We start from the raw sequence: 663 nt of genomic DNA, 5'->3' as shown, positions 1-663 counted from the left end.
TGCCTGTGCTGGTTGAATGCATCGCGCGCAGTGGCTGCCGGCTTGCGTGGCTTCTTCAGCGTGCGTCGCGACATTGCCTGCAGCAACTGCCGCGCATTGTGATAATCCCCACGCCACAGCATGGCAGTGCCCTCGGATGCAAGCCGGAAAGCCGCATCCGCGGTCATGCGGTCATCTGCGATGACAATACGCTGCGGCGCCGGAAAACCGCTTTCCGAGCGCCATTGCGCATGATGTTCGCTGCCGTTTTCGGTCCAGGTAAGTAAGGAAGGAGAAGATTGCATGGCGCCTTGGTGTGCTGCGAAGTTCGCGAGGCGCCATGGTACGGGCTGAACTGGATTTGCGCTAACGGTTTCGGGCCATGCCCTACTTGGGCCGGGGCGAGGCCAGTGCTGCGTCAGGCTGCGACAATTGACCTTGCCTCAACTGCGCAACCGACTCTGCCACCGCGCGCGCCACATTGCGCACCTCTTCCTGCATCGCCTCATCCCGATCGAGCACCTCGTGGCTCTCGGCATAGGACTCGTAATAGCCGATGAACCGATCCAGTTTCGCCTTCTGCCCAGCGGCGATGAGGCCCATCCAGTCGAGCCAGTCGGACAGCGACCGCCGCACCCCCTCGATACCGGCAACATCGCCATGGACCACCAGCCCGTATGCGCG

Annotated in this window: 2 protein-coding genes; both read right to left on the bottom strand. The window is 62.4% G+C overall.

Annotation, left to right across the window (positions count from 1 at the left end; translation table 11 throughout):
• A partial coding sequence (locus tag JK635_RS29085) for a hypothetical protein (protein WP_498043889.1) occupies positions 1-284 on the bottom strand: 284 nt, incomplete at its 3' end.
• Positions 285-366: 82 nt separating this feature from the next.
• On the bottom strand, positions 367-663 hold a 297-nt coding region (locus JK635_RS29080), incomplete at its 5' end, for a hypothetical protein (RefSeq protein WP_202655652.1).

It is taken from the genome of Neobacillus paridis, assembly GCF_016765675.1.
In the GTDB taxonomy this organism is placed as follows: Bacteria; Bacillota; Bacilli; order Bacillales; family Cytobacillaceae; genus Neobacillus; species Neobacillus paridis.
The sequence above is the reverse complement of the archived record's forward strand: the minus strand, read 5'-3'. Positions and strand labels throughout refer to the sequence as shown.